Here is a 1,359-nt window from a genome sequence, read left to right as displayed (position 1 = left end):
TGATCCGTCCCGGCATTTCCGGAGGGCTCATTGCGTGAGTGCCTCCTCCGGATTGAGGGTGCGCGTCCGATCGTAGTGGAGTTGCTCGGCGTGGTCGGGCGTGAGGTCATGGCAGTAGCTGTGGGGGCGTTCGCGGTTGTAGAACACGACCCACTGTGCAGTTGCCAACGACAATTCCGCAGCGCCGGGGTAACGAGGGCCGTTGTCGACGAGCTCATTCTTGTAGTCGGCGTTCACCGATTCGGCGAGGGCATTGTCGTAACTATCACCGACGGTTCCGATCGATGCCGCGATGCCCTCCTGCGCCAACCGCTGCCCGAACGCGATCGCCGTGTACTGCGATCCGGCGTCACTATGGTGAATCAGATTACTCAAATCAGTTACACCAGAACGTTTTCGGGAGTCGATGGCATTGGTGATGGCTGTATCGACGAGGCTTGTAGTCATCTCCGATGCGACCTTCCATCCGACGATTTTCCGGGCGAACACATCGACGACGAACGCTGTGAACGCCCACCCCGACATCGTGCGGCAATACGTGAAATCGGCAACCCACAGTCGGTTAGGTGCCACCGCGGAGAACCGGCGCTTGACCAGATCCTCGGCCCGCGGGTGGGCCGGATCGGAAACCGTGGTGCGGACCCGCTTTCTTTTGAGCGCACCGTGCCATCCCATTTCCCTCATGAGCCGCTCGACGGTACATCGAGCTACATCAATGCCATTGCTGCGCAACATAATCCAGGTCTTCCTCGACCCGAGAACCCGTGCGAGCGGTTGCCGCGTCCGGAGCAGGTGAATGGCATCGATGACATGTGCATCGGAATGCATGCGGGCGCACGGCACCCGAGTGACATGGTCGTAGTACGTGGACGGGGCGATGTGCATGCCGTGCTCGGAGAGCACCGTGCACATCGAGTCGACACCCCAGACAAGGCCATCGGCACCCACCCGGTTTCCCTGGTGAGTGCCGATGAAGTCCACAATTATCGGTGTGGCCGGTCGATTTCGGCCGCGAAAAAAGCTGACGCGGCCTTCAGTATCCCGTTTGCCCGTTTGAGTTCGGCGTTCTCCTGACGCAACTTCCTGATGATCTCGGCGTCGGCGCGTACCTCGACGGTGCCGCCCGGGCCATCGACGGGCACCTTCCGGACCCACTGACGAACGGTCTCAGCGGCACCCACTCCGAGCAGGTCCGCGGTCTTGCTCATCGCCGCCCACTCGGTATCGCCCTGCGCCACCAACCGGGCCACCATATCGATGGCATCCTTCTTCAACTCCGCCGAGTACCGCTTCGATCCTGCTGCCATGAGGTTTCATCTTTCCCTGAGACGAACCCTCCGGAAACACCGGGACGGATCA

1 protein-coding gene is annotated in these 1,359 nt (G+C 61.1%); it reads right to left on the bottom strand.

Annotated elements, in window-relative coordinates; translation table 11 throughout:
- Positions 1–27: 27 nt before the first annotated feature.
- A protein-coding gene (locus J1M86_RS26165) for an IS3 family transposase (RefSeq protein WP_206511959.1) occupies positions 28–1,307 on the bottom strand; the annotation gives its coding sequence in 2 pieces (ribosomal slippage) (positions 28–1,022 and positions 1,022–1,307; 1,281 coding nt in all).
- Between the last annotated feature and the right edge of the window lie 52 nt (positions 1,308–1,359).

It is taken from the genome of Rhodococcus sp. KRD197 (genome assembly GCF_017168235.1).
Lineage (GTDB): Bacteria > Actinomycetota > Actinomycetes > Mycobacteriales > Mycobacteriaceae > Rhodococcoides.
The sequence above is the reverse complement of the archived record's forward strand: the minus strand, read 5'-3'. Positions and strand labels throughout refer to the sequence as shown.